17 protein-coding genes are annotated in these 16,323 nt (G+C 59.7%); 9 read left to right on the plus strand and 8 right to left on the minus strand.

From position 1 onward, the window contains the following. Positions 1 to 51 precede the first annotated feature (51 nt). The gene (aroC, locus tag WA922_RS01155) at positions 52 to 1,119 is read left to right on the plus strand and encodes a chorismate synthase (RefSeq protein WP_424769874.1); all 1,068 of its coding nucleotides are present in this window, start codon (positions 52 to 54) and stop codon (positions 1,117 to 1,119) included. Positions 1,120 to 1,123: 4 nt separating this feature from the next. Here aroC and WA922_RS01160 read toward each other — a convergent pair whose 3' ends face one another. Genes WA922_RS01160 through WA922_RS01170 form a run of 3 tightly spaced genes read right to left on the minus strand, consistent with a single transcriptional unit; the run spans position 1,124 to position 3,537 of the window. Beyond that, a complete protein-coding gene (locus WA922_RS01160; RefSeq protein ID WP_424769840.1) occupies positions 1,124 to 1,687 on the minus strand; it encodes a Smr/MutS family protein in 564 nt (187 codons plus the stop codon). After that, a complete protein-coding gene (locus tag WA922_RS01165) occupies positions 1,684 to 2,862 on the minus strand; it encodes a murein transglycosylase A (protein WP_424769841.1) in 1,179 nt (392 codons plus the stop codon). Before WA922_RS01165 ends, WA922_RS01160 begins: the two co-directional genes overlap by 4 nt. Before the next feature lie 6 nt (positions 2,863 to 2,868). Further along, positions 2,869 to 3,537 carry a Tim44/TimA family putative adaptor protein gene (locus tag WA922_RS01170; protein WP_424769842.1) on the minus strand — a complete coding sequence of 223 codons (669 nt, stop codon included), beginning with the start codon at positions 3,535 to 3,537 and terminating at the stop codon, positions 2,869 to 2,871. Positions 3,538 to 3,820: 283 nt separating this feature from the next. On the opposite strand from WA922_RS01170, the gene secB reads away from it, so the two are divergent. The 4 genes from secB (at position 3,821) to WA922_RS01190 (ending at position 7,881) form a co-directional block, all read left to right on the plus strand. Next, positions 3,821 to 4,342, plus strand: a complete 522-nt coding sequence (secB, locus tag WA922_RS01175) for a protein-export chaperone SecB (RefSeq protein ID WP_424769843.1) — start codon at positions 3,821 to 3,823, stop codon at positions 4,340 to 4,342. Positions 4,343 to 4,383: 41 nt separating this feature from the next. Next, positions 4,384 to 5,976 carry a murein biosynthesis integral membrane protein MurJ gene (murJ, locus tag WA922_RS01180; protein ID WP_424769844.1) on the plus strand — a complete coding sequence of 531 codons (1,593 nt, stop codon included), beginning with the start codon at positions 4,384 to 4,386 and terminating at the stop codon, positions 5,974 to 5,976. A 22-nt stretch (positions 5,977 to 5,998) separates the two neighbouring features. Further along, positions 5,999 to 7,027 carry a tryptophan--tRNA ligase gene (trpS, locus tag WA922_RS01185; protein WP_424769875.1) on the plus strand — a complete coding sequence of 343 codons (1,029 nt, stop codon included), beginning with the start codon at positions 5,999 to 6,001 and terminating at the stop codon, positions 7,025 to 7,027. Between the two features lie 140 nt (positions 7,028 to 7,167). Then, on the plus strand, positions 7,168 to 7,881 hold the full coding sequence (locus tag WA922_RS01190) for a DUF4136 domain-containing protein (protein ID WP_424769845.1): 714 nt from the start codon (positions 7,168 to 7,170) through the stop codon (positions 7,879 to 7,881). Between the two features lie 107 nt (positions 7,882 to 7,988). Here the strand turns inward: WA922_RS01190 and WA922_RS01195 are convergent, their stop codons facing one another. From WA922_RS01195 to coaBC, 3 genes are read right to left on the minus strand one after another with little or no spacing between them, the layout of a single operon-like run. Continuing rightward, positions 7,989 to 8,318, minus strand: a complete 330-nt coding sequence (locus WA922_RS01195) for a hypothetical protein (RefSeq protein WP_424769846.1) — start codon at positions 8,316 to 8,318, stop codon at positions 7,989 to 7,991. Positions 8,319 to 8,338: 20 nt separating this feature from the next. After that, complete coding sequence (gene dut / locus WA922_RS01200) at positions 8,339 to 8,785, minus strand: dUTP diphosphatase (RefSeq protein WP_424769847.1); 447 nt, start codon at positions 8,783 to 8,785, stop codon at positions 8,339 to 8,341. Next, positions 8,778 to 10,076, minus strand: a complete 1,299-nt coding sequence (gene coaBC / locus WA922_RS01205) for a bifunctional phosphopantothenoylcysteine decarboxylase/phosphopantothenate--cysteine ligase CoaBC (RefSeq protein WP_424769848.1) — start codon at positions 10,074 to 10,076, stop codon at positions 8,778 to 8,780. Before coaBC ends, dut begins: the two co-directional genes overlap by 8 nt. A gap of 144 nt (positions 10,077 to 10,220) precedes the next feature. On the opposite strand from coaBC, the gene WA922_RS01210 reads away from it, so the two are divergent. Further along, on the plus strand, positions 10,221 to 10,616 hold the full coding sequence (locus WA922_RS01210; RefSeq protein ID WP_424769849.1) for a DUF4345 family protein: 396 nt from the start codon (positions 10,221 to 10,223) through the stop codon (positions 10,614 to 10,616). On the opposite strand, the gene ubiB is transcribed toward WA922_RS01210, so the two are convergent. Together ubiB and WA922_RS01220 are read right to left on the minus strand one after the other, a co-directional pair. Further along, positions 10,613 to 12,169: a 2-polyprenylphenol 6-hydroxylase gene (ubiB, locus tag WA922_RS01215; protein ID WP_424769850.1), complete on the minus strand. Its 1,557-nt coding sequence runs from the start codon at positions 12,167 to 12,169 to the stop codon at positions 10,613 to 10,615. The two genes, WA922_RS01210 and ubiB, sit on opposite strands and share 4 nt — an antisense overlap. 4 nt (positions 12,170 to 12,173) lie before the next feature. After that, entirely contained in the window at positions 12,174 to 12,905 is a 732-nt protein-coding gene (locus WA922_RS01220) for a class I SAM-dependent methyltransferase (protein WP_424769851.1), read from the minus strand. A 94-nt stretch (positions 12,906 to 12,999) separates the two neighbouring features. Between WA922_RS01220 and mutM the strand changes: the two genes are divergently transcribed. The 3 genes from mutM to dnaA all read left to right on the plus strand — a co-directional run bounded on the left by mutM (position 13,000) and on the right by dnaA (position 16,219). Next, on the plus strand, positions 13,000 to 13,815 hold the full coding sequence (gene mutM / locus WA922_RS01225; RefSeq protein WP_424769852.1) for a bifunctional DNA-formamidopyrimidine glycosylase/DNA-(apurinic or apyrimidinic site) lyase: 816 nt from the start codon (positions 13,000 to 13,002) through the stop codon (positions 13,813 to 13,815). 143 nt (positions 13,816 to 13,958) lie between these two features. Beyond that, entirely contained in the window at positions 13,959 to 14,219 is a 261-nt protein-coding gene (rpsT, locus tag WA922_RS01230; protein ID WP_424769853.1) for a 30S ribosomal protein S20, read from the plus strand. A 521-nt stretch (positions 14,220 to 14,740) separates the two neighbouring features. Then, the gene (gene dnaA, locus WA922_RS01235) at positions 14,741 to 16,219 is read left to right on the plus strand and encodes a chromosomal replication initiator protein DnaA (protein ID WP_424769854.1); all 1,479 of its coding nucleotides are present in this window, start codon (positions 14,741 to 14,743) and stop codon (positions 16,217 to 16,219) included. The last annotated feature ends 104 nt before the right edge of the window (positions 16,220 to 16,323 follow it).

A 16,323-nucleotide genomic window follows, 5' to 3' on the forward strand; every position in this document is an offset into this window, starting at 1 on the left:
CAAAGCAACCCATTGTGGACAGCGGCCCACAGTTGAGACATGGCTGCCCATATGAGCTGGAACACATTTGGCCGCGTGCTGCGATTCACCACCTGGGGCGAGAGCCACGGACCTGCGCTGGGCGCAATATTGGACGGGTGCCCGCCGGGATTGGCGCTGAGCGAAGCGGATATCCAACCCTATCTGGATGCGCGCCGTCCGGGCCAATCAAAATTCACCACGCAGCGTAAAGAGCCCGATCAGGTAAGGATATTGTCCGGCGTGTTTGAGGGCAAAAGTACCGGCACGCCGATCAGCCTGATGATCGAGAATGTTGACCAGCGAAGCAAAGATTATTCCGACGTTGCCAAGGCTTACCGCCCAGGCCATGCCGATTATACCTATGACGCCAAATATGGCTTTCGCGATTATCGCGGCGGCGGGCGCAGTTCAGCGCGCGAAACCGCGGCGCGGGTTGCCGCTGGCGCAGTGGCGCGGCTGGTGATGCCCGAAGTGACTGTGACCGCCTATGTCAGCCAGATCGGTGAAGATGAAATTGACCGCAGCCAAATCGACTTGGCGGAAATCGGCAATAATCCGTTTTTCTGTCCCGATCCTGTGGCGGCGAAGCGGTGGGAGGCACTGGTCGATGATGCGCGCAAGGCGGGTTCGTCAATGGGAGCCGTAGTGGAATGCGTGGCCACAGGCGTTCCCGCAGGATGGGGCGCGCCGGTCTATGCCAAGCTGGATGCCGATCTTGCAGCAGGCATGATGAGCATCAATGCGGTCAAGGGCGTGGAGATTGGCGACGGTTTTGGCGCAGCGCGCCTGTCGGGTGAACAAAACGCCGATGCCATGCGATCCGGCGAGAACGGCCCCACATTCGGGGCCAATCATGCGGGCGGAATTGCCGGCGGCATTTCCACTGGCCAACCGGTGGTGTGCCGCGTGGCGTTCAAGCCGACCAGTTCCATCCTGACACCCGTCGACACGATTGGCCGCGACGGGCAAAACACCCAGATCATGACCAAAGGCCGCCATGATCCGTGCGTCGGTATTCGCGGCGCGCCGGTGGTGGAGGCGATGATGGCGCTGGTACTGGCCGATCACAAAATGCTCCACCGCGCGCAGTGTGGGTGAAGGATTACCTCTCCCGCCGCAGCACAACATAGACCGCGCCTTCGCCGCCATGTTTGCGGTGCGCCTTGCGGATCGCTGCGATGGCATCAGCATGCGAACCGGCCGCCAGCCAATCGAGCAGTTTTGCCCGGATCACGCCGCGTTTTGACCCGCGATCGGCCGCCTCCACCGGGCGCGGGCGGCCAGTGATCACCAGCACCAGCCGCGCCTCCATCGCGCGCGCTTGCGACAATCCGCTTTCGAGCCGGTCATGCGCTGCATCAAGATAGTGGTCATGCAGATCAAGCGTATAATCGGGGGCAATCGCGCCGCTTTTCAGCTTGCGGTCCCAATGCGAATCCAGACTGGTGTGGCCAATTTTGCGGGGCGTAACGGGGCGCGCTGGCACCGGAACCATACGCGGCGACGTGACCGATTTTTTGGATTTTGGCGGCGGAGGTGGGCTGGCCGCCGCAGCCGCATTGACGGGGAGTTTTGGCCGCTCCCGCCCGTCCAGCGGATCAACCGAGGAGGCGAGATGTGCCCACGCGGCCTGTTCCTCAACCGACAGGCCGCGCGGGAATTTCACTGGCTATTGAGGCGTTTAACCGTGCCGCGCGGTACCAGAATCAGCGCGCTGCCGCGTCCGGTCATGCCGCCCGCAATGCTCCGTGCATCTTCGCCCGCGCCCCAGAATGTATCAAACCGGTTCGCGCCCTTGATTGCGCCGCCGGTATCCTGAGCGATCCACAGCCCGTCTGCCACATCGCGGTCAAGATCGAGAAATACCGGCGCGCCATATGGGACGAAGAGCGGGTCCACCGCGACCGAACTTTCCCGCCGCACGGGAATGCCGAGCGACCCAAGCGGGCCGTCCCCGGTTAACTCGGTAAAGAATATCCAGCTTTTGTTGAGCTGCATCAGCGCCTTACCATCGCCCGGATGTTCGCGGATATATTGCATGATGCCTTGCATTGAACCCGCATATTGGCCCGGCCCATCGCCCAGCAATCCGCGTTCACGCATCACGCCGCCGATCCCGGTATAACCGCGCCCGTTCTGCCCCGCATAACCGATCCGCATGACAGTTCCATCATCCAGCGCCAGACGGCCGGAACCCTGGATCTGGAGAAAGAACATTTCCACCGGATCTTTTGCCCAAGCAAAGGCTAGGCCCCGCCCTTCCAAAGCGCCCGCATCAATTTCTGCGCGTTCAAAATAGGGTATAAATGCGCCGCTATCATCAATCCGGCCGAGCGGCGGGCGGCCTGTGCGTTCCGCCGCTGGCATGTCGGCGGGCCACTGGCGCACCAGATCATCAGGCAGAGCATAGACAGGCACGTCGCACCCCGGCTTGCGCGTACGGCACCCGGCAATCTCCGGTTCGAAGTAGCCTGTGGCAAACGCCTCGCCCGAACCGATAATCGCGGTTTCAAAATAGGTGGCGAAGAATAGAGTGGCCGTCCCGCGATTGCCCGGGGCGGCGGCGCAGGCGTCCTGCCAATCGAAAGGCCGCGTCAATCCCGACCGGTCCTCACGCCGCAGCGCAGACGGGCAGCTTTCAGTAAAGGATCGCAGGGCAGCCTCGGCATCGGCAGAACCGATTGCCAAACGCGCTACAGGAGGGCCCTGCTTTACTCCGGCCATCACTGCGGAGGTGAACGGCGCTCCACTTACAGGCGGGTCAGGGTCGAGTGATGGGGAAATGGTGCCGCCGCAGCCCGACAGCAGGGCCAAACTGGCAAGACCGGTCAGCAGCCGCATGGGGCGTTACGCCGCGTCTGTTTCGTCCAGCAGCCAGTTGGGATCGGAGGATTTCACGTCGCGCATGAATGTCCACACATCGCGGCTTTCGATCGCATCATCGAGTGAACCGGCAATCATCGCGCCATCCTTGTCATAGGTGACCGCAGCAATATCCGCCACGAAACGAACCGAGACGCGCGCCTCCGTACCCTCCAGTGCGGCGCCAGTAATTACCGTTTCTTCGATGCGGATCAGGCGGTTATTGAGCGTTTCGCCCGCGTCTTCGCGCACTGTGATGGCGGCGTCGAAGCTTTCATAGACGTCATCATCGCACAGCTCTTTCAATGTCTCGCGGTCTCCGGCCCAGAACGCGTCGAGCACCATCTGGTAGGCTCCCTTCGCGCCTTCGACGAAACTGGAAATGTCAAACCGGCGGTCCGCTGACGCTATCTCGTTGATACCGCGCTCCACGGCGGGCAGCATATCGGGCAGCGGGTGCACATTGCCCGCACTCTGCACGCTATGCCGCTGCGCCGGGGTGGCGGCAGCCGGTGCTGGCGGGGTCTGCTCCACCCGTGTCGGGATCGATTCCTCCTCATGCTCGGCGCGCTGTCCGAGCACCGAATAGAGCCGCAGACCAAGAAAGGCCGCAACCATAGCAAGGATAACGATTTCGATAATATGACCTGACACGATGGAGTCCTGTTGTTGCTGGGATAGGAATGCCTATCCATACTTCCCTAACATTCCTGCCTTAAATAGGGCCTGAATACAAACGCACAACGCCTAAGGCAGCAATTTGGCTCCGGAAACTTTACGCTGGGCGCTAAATATGCACATTATTCCATGTCGCGCCGCAGCAAACTTGTGCTACCCCCGTTGCGGCCCGCGCGCGGCGGTGCTACGCGGCGCGCGAACTGTGTGGCTGAAAATTCAGGGCACATATTTGCAATGTGAATTATGAAAGTCAGCGATCATGGCCGATGAAGGCGTTCTTACCGATCTTAATGAAGGCCCTGCAGCAAACGGCGCGGATACGTCCCCGGTTGCAGGAATTATTTCGCAATATGTGAAAGATCTTTCGGTCGAAAATCCGAACGCGCCGGACAGTTTCCAATGGCAGGACAAGCCGCAGATCGATTTGCAGTTCAATATCGGCGCCACGCCGGTGAATGACGAAATCCACGAGATCGAGCTGAAAATCAATGTCACCGCGAAATCGGAAAAGGGCAATATCTACCTCGTCGAACTCGCCTATTGCGGGCTGGTTGGCATGCGCAATCTGCCGGATGAACAGATGCACGCCTTCATGTATGCAGAAGGTCCGCGTTTGCTGTTCCCGTTTGCCCGCAATGTCGTGGCCGATGCGACACGCGATGCCGGTTTCCAGCCGCTGATGCTTGATCCGATCGACTTTAACGGTCTGTACATGCAGCAGCTCCAGCAAAAGGCTGAGCAAGAAGCTGCCGCTGGCGGGCCTCCTGCCGGCGAAGCGTAAGCGCAGGCGGCACGTGGCTGAAACGGGGCGGGCACGCAGATATGAGCCTGCTTAAAAGCGTCGGGACCATTGGCGGGCTGACTATGGTCAGCCGGATCGCCGGAATGGCGCGGGAAATGATTTTCTCGCGCGTTCTTGGCGCGAATGATGTCACCGATGCGTGGTTTCAAGCGTTCATTATTCCCAATGTCTTTCGGCGGCTATTTGCCGAGGGCGCGTTTTCTGCCGCATTCGTGCCGATGTTTTCCAAGCGTCTGCATGGCAAAGGCGCTGAGGGGGAGAGCGGGCTGGAGGCAGCACGGTCTTTCAGCGCCGATGTCCTGTCGGTATTCCTGCCGGTCCTGATCGCGCTGACGGCGATATTCCTGCTGGCGATGCCGGGCGTGATCTGGCTTCTGGCAGAAAAACCCGTGGATCCGGGCAATTTTGCGATCTCTGTAGATTTCGCGCGAATCATGTTCCCGTATATTATTCTTGTCAGTCTGGTCACGCTGTTCACCGGAATGCTCAATTCGGTATCACGCTTTGCACCAGGGGCAAGCTTCCCGATCATTCTCAATCTGGTGCTGATTGCCGCATTGCTGGTTGGCGAACGGTGGATGGCCGCCGGTGCCAGTCTTGAGCAAGTCGCTTACGGCGTCGCCTGGGCCGTGACCGGCGGCGGCGTGATGCAGCTGGTCTGGCTGTATATCTGGGTGCGGGTGGAAGGTTTCCGGCCCAGGCTGATCTGGCCGCGGATAACGCCCGAGGTCAAACGGCTGGGCATTATCGCCCTGCCCGCTGCAATCGGCGGCGGTGCCTATCAGATCAATACTCTGGTCCAGCTTTATTTTCTCAACCAGCTGGATAGCGGCGCGGTATCCTACATGAACTATGCCGACCGGCTGAACCAGTTGCCGCTGGGCATCATCGGCATCGCTTTGGGCACCGCGATTTTGCCCACCCTGTCGCGCTTTGTCGGCAGCAATAATAAGGAGGGTGCAGCGCGGATCCAGTCCGATGCGATTGAGCTGGCGATGTTGCTCACGCTTCCGGCTGCGGTCGCGCTGGCGATTTGCGCCGTGCCGTTCATCACCATCATCTTTCAGGGCGGCCGGTTCGACCTCGCCGATGCCGCATATACCGGGCAAGTGCTGACCGCTTTGGTGTTTGGTCTGCCCGCTTATGTTCTGGTGAAAGTGCTGGTGCCCGGTTTCTATGCCCGTTCGGACACGCGAACGCCGGTCTATGCGGCATTTCTGGCGCTGGCAGTGTTCATCGCGCTCAATATAATTTTCATGAACCGGTTCGGCGTTGTAGGCGTGGCAGCCGCAAGCGCATTCGGCGCATGGCTCAATGTCACGTTCCTCTATGTCATTCTGGCGAGGCGCGGCGATTACCGCATTCCCGGCGCATTGCTGCTGAGGCTGGGCCGCCAGATCATTGCCGCTGCAGCAATGGGCGTGGTTTTGTGGTACACCAGTGATGTGCTGACCGAATTTTATGATGCCGGCCTGTTTGCGCGCCTGTTTGCCCTTGCGATATTGGGACTAAGCGCAGCTATCGTCTATTTCGGGATAGCCTTTACGCTTGGCGCGATAGACCGCGAACGCATCCGTGCACTGACCAAAAGAGAGCTGCCGAAAAATGTCTGATATCCCAACCAGAACCGGCCCGATGCGGGTCGTGTCCGGCATCCAGCCGACCGGCAATCTTCACCTCGGCAATTATCTTGGCGCCATCCGTAACTGGGTAAAAATGCAGGACGACATCGCCGGTAATGGCGAAAATGCGGGCGAGTGTCTGTTCTTTCTGGCCGATTTGCATGCGCTATCGATGGCGCATGATCCGGCAGCCTTGCGTGCCGGGACATTGGAAATGGCCGCTGCGCTGGTGGCGTGCGGCATCGATCCGGACAAATCGATCCTGTTCAACCAGGCGCAAGTGCCCGCCCATGCCGAATTGCAATGGCTGCTGAGCGGCACCGCGCGGATGGGCTGGCTGGGCCGGATGACACAGTTCAAGGATAAATCGGGCAAGAACCGCGAAGGGGCAAGTATTGCCCTGTTCACCTATCCTGTGCTGCAGGCTGCCGATGTCCTGCTGTATCAGGCAACGCATGTGCCCGTGGGCGATGACCAGAAACAGCATCTTGAGCTGGCGCGCGATATCGCACAGAAATTCAACAGCGATTTTTGCGGTGAGGATGATCCGGTATTCACTCTGCCCGAACCGATCATCCCCCCCGAAGCCGCACGGATTATGAGCCTGCGCGATGGCAGCGCCAAAATGAGCAAATCCGATCCGTCCGAAATGAGCCGGATCAACCTGCATGACGACGCCGATACGATCATGAAAAAGGTCAAGAAAGCCAAATCCGATGCAGATGCACTGCCATCGGAAAGCGCCGGTCTGGCAGACCGCCCGGAGGCGCTCAATCTGGTAACGATCTATGCCGCCATTACCGGGCAAAGCGCCGATGCCGTACTGCGCGAGCATGGCGGGGCAGGGTTCGGTGCGTTCAAACCTGCCTTGGGCGCGGTACTGGTCGAAACCCTTGCGCCGATATCCCAGCGGTTCCGCGAATTAAAACAGGACCGCGAATCGCTCGATGCAATCCTGGCCCGCGGCGCTGCAAAAGCGCGCGAGCGCGGCAGGCAGACACTTGCCCAAACCTATCATGCGCTGGGTCTTGTTCGCGGCTAGATGGTTGTAAAACAACGGTTTCGGGAACCAAGCCGTTCAATCATGGTTCAGAACACAGAACTATAGTATAGTGAGGAAATGGCAGCAGCGGTGTGTGTGGGACTTAGCTGCGCCGGATAGAAAATCTGAAAGGGCTCGTCATGTTTGACACGACACCAAATCTTGGCCGCGCATTGAAGCTGGCAACCGCACCCATTTTGCTGGCGACACTCGGCGCATGCGCCGCCACCGGCTTCAATGCCGATGTGTCCCGCTTCCAAAGCCAATTGCCAGCCCCGCAGGGGCAGAGCTTTGCCGTGGTGGCAGATGATCCCGGATTGGCAGGCGGCCTGGAATTCGCGCTATATGCCGATTATGTCGAAACGCAGATGGCGCAGCTTGGCTATACCCAGGGCGACCCGCAATCGGCCGATCTTCTGGTTCGCTTCGATTACGGCGTGGATAAGGGGCGCGAGCGGGTGCGCCGGACAGGCTTCGTCGACCCGTTCTACAGCCCGTGGGTTGGCTATCGCGGTTTCTACCGGTCGCGATTTGGATATGGGTCACGTTTTGGGCATCGCGGCTTCCGCCCGATCGGGGCATGGGGCTATGGTTTCTATGATCCGTGGTTTGGCGGCGGCGGGGTGCGCAGCTACACCGTATTCACCAGCGATATCGAAATGAAGATTGACCGCAAGGCAGATGGACAGCGCCTGTTCGAAGGCCGCGCCGAAGCCATCTCTACCTCCAATCGTTTGCAATATCTCGTGCCCAACCTGGTCGAAGCCATGTTTACCGATTTCCCAGGAAACTCAGGCGAGACATTGCGCATCTCGATCAGGCCGGAAGACACCAAAGTCCGCCGGATCAATTGAGGCTGGGCTTATTGGGGCTGGGCTGATTAAAAGCGGGCCCAACCATTCATAATTCTGCATGCCGGGAGGCGGGCTGTGATCGGTCCGCCTTGGTATATTTAGGCGGGTCAGTCCTCTGGTCTCTGTCTGCGCTGCCAGCGCACTGCGGCAATGCCGACGCCGATGGCAACCGATCCGATCAGGAACGCGCTCGGTACGGTCAGCGGAACCGCGTAGCTCGCACCCCGTAATGCGCGCTCCAGCAGATCGAGCAGATAATTGCCGAAATGGATCGCCGAAGTCAGCAAGACCAGGCTGATCGCCAGGTTACGCGGATCGAGCGGACCCCAGCCGCTACGCACACCGACAAAGCGCAGAATCCGCTCCGACAGCCAGACCAGAATTACGATCCAGACCACCAATGCCAGCAGCGCAAGCAATGCCGCCCCGGGGCCCATTATTCCCAATCCCGGCACGCCTACCGCCCCGTCGATCCAAAACCGCCCGCACCGCGCACAGTATCGTCCAGCGTATCAGCTTCCTGCCAGATGGCCTGTATCACCGGTGCCAGAACCAGCTGCGCCACCCGCTCTCCGCGTTTGACATCGAAATTTTCTGCGCCGTGATTGATCATCAGAATCTTCAGCTCGCCGCGATAATCGGAATCGATCGTACCCGGCGTATTGGGCACTGTCACACCGAATGTATAGGCGAGGCCGGATCGCGGGCGGACCTGAATTTCATACCCTGCGGGAATCGCCATAGAAAGTCCGGTCGCAACCGCATGGCGCATCCCCGGCGTCAGCGTGACATCTTCTGCCGCCAGCACATCCATCCCCGCCGCGCCCGCTGTCGCATAGGCAGGCAGCGCCAGCCCTTCGCCATGCGGCAGGCGTTTGACTTGCACTGCGACCAAATCAGCCATTGCGTGTATCTCCCCCGTCAATATTGTTCTGGGCCAGCGCCGCCCCGATGCGCGCGATCAAGGCGCGTGCCACCGCATCTTTCGGCATGGCATCAAGACTGTCGACACCGGTATCGCTGACAATATGCACATGGTTCATATCACCGCCCATCACGCTTTTCCCCCTGGGTCCGGAAACATCATTGGCGACGATCCAGTCGGCATTTTTGCGCGCGCGTTTCGCAATCGCATTGCCGATAACGTCCTGCGTTTCCGCCGCAAAACCGATCACCAGGCCGGGGCGCTGGCTGCTTGCTGCCATATCGGCCAGAATATCGGGGTTTTCGGTCAATTCCAAAGCTGGAAGGCCGGTATCGCGCTTCTTCATTTTCTCGCGCGCAATATCCTTGGTGCGCCAATCAGCCACCGCCGCCACCATGATCCCGACATCCGCCGGAAGCGCGGCGGTGACAGCCTCCGCCATCTCGCGCGCGGATTCGACATTGATTCGGTCCACCCCGTGCGGAGTGTCCAATTGCACCGGTCCGGCAATCAGCGAGACACGCGCACCCGCCGCAGCCGCGGCCTCGGCAATCGCGAAGCCCTGCTTACCCGATGACCGGTTGGCGATATAGCGCACCGGATCGATCGGTTCATGCGTGGGCCCCGCGGTGACCAGCACGTGTTTGCCATGCAGCGCACGGTGCGCCGGATCACGGTCAAAATCAGGCTGCCCGGCCAGGGCATCCACCGCCGCACCGGGCAGGCTTAACCGCTGCGAAATCTGTGCCCATACCGCTTCGGGTTCGGGCAGCCGCCCTGCGCCAAATTCGCCGCATGCCATCGGCCCGGCATCAGGCTCCACCACATGCACGCCCGATTGTCTGAGAGCGGCCACATTGCGCCGGGTCGCGGCATGTTCCCACATTCGTACGTTCATTGCGGGCACCGCCATCACCGGCTTATCGGTCGCCAGCAGCACAGTGGTTGCCAAATCATCGGCAATACCCACCGCCATTTTGGCAAGCAGATCTGCGGTTGCGGGGCACACGACCACCAGATCCGCCTCTCGGCTCAGCTGGATATGCCCCATTTCTGCTTCGTTTTTGAGATCCCATAAGGCGGTGTAAACCGGATTTTCCGATAAAGCCGCAAGCGTCATCGGGGTAACAAATTGCTGCCCCCCCCGGGTGATGATGCAGGTTACCTGCGCCCCGCCCTTACGGATCAGCCGGATCAGCTCGCAGCTTTTATAGGCCGCGATCCCGCCGCCAATGACAAGCAAGATGCGCGGGGGATCACCGGCGTTCATAAAAGTCTGTCCAATTGCATGACCGCAGATTAGCGGCGCAGCGCGGCAACCGCCACCCTTGGTTTTGCGCGCCCGCAACCCCAGATTTAACTGGCCGATTGGACACTGTGCCTATATCCAACTGCGGAGCGGGGGGAATGCGATATGCGATTGGTACTGACGGCAGTGATTTTTTTGGGCGGATTGTTCTTTCTCGCTACGGGAATGAACTTCCTGTTTAATCCGGCATCGGCGGCTGCGGGGTTTGGCGTTTCGGCCACCAGCACCACCGGTCTCGCCGCGATCCGCGCGGATATGGGCGCGTTCTTTATCGTATCATCTCTATGCATGATGCTGGGCGCGTGGCGGCGCAATGGCGACCTGCTGCTGGTTGCCTCCAGCTTTTACGCCGTGGCCCTGCTCGGCCGCCTGATCAGCATGGGCATGGACGGAATGCAGGACGGTTTCTGGATCCCGATGGTGGTAGAGGGCGTGACGGTGAGCATTCTATTGATTGGATCGCGCGTGCTGCCGCATGACGATTTTCCCGCAGCCGATTAGCCGATCCAGCCCAGCTGGAGCGCGCCGGCCACCGCGCCCGCGCCCAGCAGCGCAGCCACGACATAGCTGGTAATGCCCGGGCGTGAACCCTCGCGCCGGTCCCACATCAGCGGGACATCAGGCAGCGGCGCCTGATCAGGCGCGCCGCCTCTGGGCGGGAATTTGTCTTCGATCCGGCGGATCAGCGCCGGTATCCGCAGCAGCGTGTCAGTGTCTTCCTTCAGCCGGTCTGCCACCAGCGATTCGGGGCCAAGCTCGTCGCGTATCCATGCGCGGACATAGGGGGCGGCGGTATCCCACATATTGATTTCGGGGTTCAGCTGGGTTGCGATCCCTTCCACCATCACCATCGTTTTTTGCAGCAGCAGCAGATGCGGCTGGGTCTGCATGTCGAAATCACGCGTGATGGCGAATAACCCGTCGAGCATCTGGCCAACGCTCAGTTCTTTCACCGGCTTGCCGCGCATCGGCTCGCCTACGGCGCGCAAGGCTGTGGCAAATTCACCGACCGAGTGATAGCTCGGCACATATTGCGCTTCGAAATGGATCTCGGCCACGCGCTGGTAATTGCCCGTGGTCAGCCCGTATAAAATTTCTGCCAGCCACGCCCGCGCCTGCCGGTCAATCCGGCCCATAATCCCGAAATCAATCGCGACAATGGTGCCGTCGGCTTTGACGAACAGATTGCCCTGATGCATATCGGCGTGGAAAAACCCGCCGCTGATCGCCTGCGTCAAGAACGCCAGAACCAGCCGCTGCGCCAGAGCTGTGAGATCATGGCCCGCATCAATCAGGGCCTGGCGGTCGCTGATTTTAACCCCGTCGACCCATTCGATGGTCATCACGCGTCCATTGGTGCGGTCCCAGTCAACCGCGGGTATTTCATACCCCTCAATGGCTTTCATGCTCTCGGTCAATTCGCTGGCCGATGCAGCCTCGCGCCGCAAATCCAGTTCGCGATTGGTCCAGCGTTCAAAATTGGCGATTGTCATGCGCGGGCGCAGCCGGGCTGCTTCGCTGCCCATCGCTTCCAGATGCGCCGCCGCCCAGTGATAGGTTTGCAGATCGCGCGCAAACTTTTCGCGGATACCCGGGCGCATCACCTTGACCGCGACATCGCGGCCATCGGCCGTTACCGCGCGGTGAACCTGAGCGATGGAGGCGGCCCCCACCGGATATTCGTCAATCGCGCTGAACAGGTGTTCGAGCGGCTGCCCGAAACTGCTTTCGATAACGGCGCGAATGTCCGCAAAATCGACGGGCGGCAGATTGTCTTGCAGGGACAGCAAATTCTGCGCCGCTTCTTCACCGACCAGATCGGGACGGGTGGCCAGCGACTGGCCCAGCTTGATCGCGGCGGGACCGATCGCGCGAAATGCACTGGCATAGTCGGGAACTTTGGGCTGGAACGTGCCGAGCCGCGCCAGCCGCATCAATCGGCGCACAGGCGGCGGCGTGTTGGCATCTGCCTCGATCCCGCGCAGCGCGCCATACCGTGCCAGTGTGCGGCCCCATTTCAGAAGCCGGATAATATGCGTCGCCGGTCTGGTCACAGCGTCAGACTTTCCAGCCCGAATGGATGGCCACGGCACCACCAAAGATCGGCTCGGTCCGGGTGCGGGCAAAACCGGCATCGCGGATCATCTGTTCAAATTCGGGCATCGGCGGGAAACGGCGGATCGATTCGGCGAGGTAGCGATAGCTGTCTTCATCCTGCGCAATCATGCCGCCAAATTTTGGCATCACTTTATGAGAATAGAGGTCGTACAGGTCCTTGAAACCGGGCCATTGGGTCGTTGAAAATTCCATGCAATAAAACCGTCCGCCATATTTCAGCACCCGGTGCGCCTCCTCCAGCGCCCTGCCAATATGCGTGACGTTGCGGATGCCAAACACAATCGTATAGGCATCAAACATCCTCGACGAGAATGTCAGCTCTTCGGCGTTCTGGCGCGACCAGACGAGGCTGTTGATCCCGCGATCCATTGCACGGTCGATACCGACATCGAGCATGTCCTGATTGATATCAGACACCGTTACATCGGCATTGTGCGCCGCCATGCGGAACGCCACATCACCGGTGCCGCCCGCCATATCCAGTATCGTTTCACCGGCTTGCGGTTTTACCCGCCGGACAAACCGGTCCTTCCACAGCCGGTGCATACCGCCCGACATGACATCGTTCATGATGTCATATTTGGCCGCCACCTTGGAGAATAATTCGCCCACCATTTCGGTCTTGTCCGCGACATCGACATCCTGATAGCCGAAGGAGGTTTTATCATTCATCATCATATCCTTAGGCGCATAGCATAGCGCCATACCATCCGGCGGTATCCTTAGGGAGTAATTGCGCGCGGGGCAAAGGGTGTTAGGAAGCGTCATGCCAGAGCTCCCAGAAGTTGAAACAACGGTTCGCGGGCTCGCGCGGTTCCTCGATGGCCAGCACATTACCCGCGCGGCAGTGAACCGCCCTGATATGCGCCGCCCCTTCCCCGCCGATCTGGTGCAGAGCCTGACCGGGGCGACCGTCACCGGGCTTGGCCGCCGCGCCAAATACGGGCTGATCCATACCAACCGGGACCGCAGCGTGATATTCCATCTGGGGATGAGCGGGCGGTGGCGAATTGACCCGGAAACGCCCGACAAACATGATCATTTTATTATCGAAACCGCCGATCACCAATTTGCCTTGTGCGATCCGCGCCGCTTTGGCTGGGTTGATCTGGTGGATACGGCGGCTCTCGATATGTGGCCGAGCTTTGCCGCGATGGGCCCGGAACCGCTCGGTCCCGGCCTGACGGTCGATGGCCTCAAAACGGCCATCAAAGGACGCAAACAGGCAATCAAATTGCTGCTGCTGGATCAGCGCATCGTCGCAGGGCTCGGCAATATCTATGTGTGCGAGGCTCTATTTCGTGCAGGCATCAGCCCGCGCCGTGCGGGCGGGCGGGTCACGCGTGCCGCGCTTGAACGGCTGGTCCCGGCGATCCGTGACGTTCTGACCCAGTCGATTGAGGATGGCGGATCGTCCCTGCGCGATTATGCGCGGCCTGATGGCGAACTGGGATATTTCGCCACCCGTTTCGATGTTTACGGTCGGGAGGGGAAGCCGTGCACCAATGGCGATGGCGGCGTTATCAAACGCGTGGTCCAGGGAGGCCGCAGTAGCTGGTATTGTACCGCCTGTCAGACATAGCGGGCTGAGCGCCTCGAAACAACATATTGACGGCTCGCGGCTATATGCGTAGAGAACGCGCTTTCCGGCGAGCAATCGCCGTTTCTGAACAACCGAAAATAGATATTCCGGCCGCTGATATGGCAGCCCGATAAAGGACGAACATGGCCAATACGCCGCAAGCACGCAAACGGATCCGCCGCAATGATCGCCGCGCCGAAATCAATGGCGCCCGCGTCAGCCGCATTCGCGGTTTTGTGAAAAAAGTCGAAAGCGCCATCGAAGGCGGTGACAAGGCTGTGGCAGTGGATGCTTTGAAAGCGGCGCAGCCGGAAATCGCGCGCGGCGTGGCCCGCGGGGTCATGCACAAGAATACTGCGGCACGCAAAATGTCGCGCCTTTCGAAGCGCGTCGCCGCTCTCTGATTCGGGTCCGAATCGGCGCCATGCGCGCTGCCGATTGACCGGTTTACAATGATAAGGTCAGCGCCATCGGCGCTGGCCTTTTTTTATTGATGCAGCAGCTTTCGGGCAATGGCCGAGGCGCGCCAATGGCAGCGATGAAAAGCCAGAGAATCCGACGATTCGCGAAGCACACCAAACGCCTGAAATCGCAAAAATTTAGAGTAAACAGTGTCTTAAACGCAGCCCTGCGGGGTTGGCCGAGTCAACCGAATTATTTCAGATTTTTTACGCCCGAATCTCTTGCGCGTTTCGCTGATCCGTCCATAACAAACTCGTGTTTCAAGCCGGAGAGTTTGAAGCTTACGAAAATCAAATACGCCGCGCAGAACCTTGCGCGACCAGGCGCAAAATGCTGCGCAAACCGTGGAAATCACACGATTTTTACGGAGAGGCGAAGCTGTGCCATTGATAATATTATGGCTGACCTGCGGCAATGCACGGGCAGTTCGGGGTGAGACTGAGGGCGGCAAAGTGCAATGGTAATGAACGGCAAATCAGGCGCAATTTTGGGGAAGGCCAAATTGGGTAAGGACAGCTTAGAAGACAGCGACGCGGTCAATCTTGCAGCAGACTGGTCTGACATCAGCCAAGGCCTGCGCAAGGATCTGGGCCACCAATTGCACAGCCAGTGGATCAAGCCGATACAGGTGGGCGATTTTTGCAAGGAAACCGGTACGCTCAAACTCTATCTGCCGACCGACTTTTCTGCCAATTGGGTGCAGGACCGGTTCGCTGACCGGCTGTCGCTCGCCTGGAAAATTGCCAAAAGCGATATTCGAAACGTCAAGATTGAAGTCCATCCCGGCCGCCGCAAGCTGCCTGACATCAATCTGAACGGCAGCGCCTTTGGGGATGGCTCGATGGGTTCAGGCGGGGCCAATGATTCCTCGATGATCGCGGTTGCTGCGGGCAGTATCGGCGAACAGGGATTTACTTCGTCAGTGGGGCTGGACCCGTCGCTGACATTTGCCGCCTTCGTGACCGGCGAAACCAATATTCTGGGCTGCAATGCAGCGCAGCGTATGGCCGCCACGGAAACCCCGCAATTCAGCCCGCTCTACCTCAAGGCCGCGACCGGCCAGGGCAAGACGCATCTGATGCACGCGATTGGCCACGCCTATCTCGCCGCGCATCCGCGTTCGCGCATTTTCTACTGCAGCGCAGAGCGGTTCATGGTCGAATTCGTGCAGGCCCTCAAACAGAACCAGATGATGGAATTCAAGGCGCGTCTGCGCAGTTTTGATCTGCTGCTGGTGGACGATATCCAGTTCATCATCGGCAAGGCTTCGGCGCAGGAGGAGCTGCTCTATACGATTGATGCGCTGCTGGCCGAAGGCAAACGTCTGGTCTTTGCCGCCGACCGCGCGCCGCAGGCCCTGGACGGTGTCGAGCCGCGTCTGCTCAGCCGCCTGTCTATGGGTCTGGTTGCCGATATAGCGCCCGCCGATATTGAACTGCGCCGCAAGATTCTGGAATCCAAACTAACCCGCTTTGCGCCGCTGGAAGTGCCCGGCGATGTAATCGAATTCCTCGCCCGGACCATCACCCGTAATGTGCGCGAGCTGGTTGGCGGCCTCAATAAACTGATCGCCTATGCCCAGCTGACGGGCCAGACCGTATCGCTGCAACTGGCAGAAGAACAGCTGACCGATATTCTCTCGGCCAATCGCCGCCGGATCACGATTGATGAAATCCAGCGGACCGTATGCCAGTTCTACCGCATCGACCGCAGCGAAATGAGCAGCAAACGCCGCGCGCGCGCGGTGGTGCGCCCGCGTCAGGTGGCGATGTATCTGTCGAAAGTGCTCACCCCGCGCAGCTACCCAGAAATCGGGCGCAAATTTGGTGGGCGCGACCATTCAACGGTAATCCACGCCGTGCGCCTGATCGAAGATCTGCGCCAGCGCGATGCCGATATGGACGGCGATGTTCGGAGCCTGCTGCGCCAGCTGGAGAGTTGAGCGGGGAAGGTTTGTTTAGCCTGCGCCGGGGTGTTATTTTGTTTTAGTCCCTGCGGGCGCGATGCATCCGCATCGCTTGCTTTCCTCGCATAAGCTCGGGCGGC

This window comes from Pontixanthobacter sp. (genome assembly GCF_049682855.1).
Lineage (GTDB): Bacteria > Pseudomonadota > Alphaproteobacteria > Sphingomonadales > Sphingomonadaceae > Pontixanthobacter.